We start from the raw sequence: 245 nt of genomic DNA on the forward strand, positions 1-245 counted from the left end.
AGAGATGTTTTATCCCAGCTTTCTTTCGTTAAAATTTAGCGCTCACTCCCATGGTGTACAGATAATCGCTGTTATTCGTACTATTTTCTGCCTGAGAAAGTGCCGCATAGGCAGCCATATGCTGATTCAGCAGCATATCTGCACCGACAGTGACATCGACCCAGTTACCATCCTGACTCGCCGCCGCCATACGATTGAGACCCGATTGCGCCTTCCAGATATTCTCGCCAAACTGCTGGTTATAG

Annotated in this window: 1 pseudogene; it reads right to left on the minus strand. The window is 47.8% G+C overall.

Features of this window, described 5'->3' with window-relative positions:
* Positions 1 to 28: 28 nt before the first annotated feature.
* Positions 29 to 245 (minus strand): annotated as a pseudogene (locus FDX22_RS26365) (autotransporter outer membrane beta-barrel domain-containing protein); the annotation flags it as partial.

The organism is Citrobacter sp. TBCS-14, from assembly GCF_005280805.1.
Classification (GTDB): domain Bacteria; phylum Pseudomonadota; class Gammaproteobacteria; order Enterobacterales; family Enterobacteriaceae; genus Citrobacter; species Citrobacter gillenii.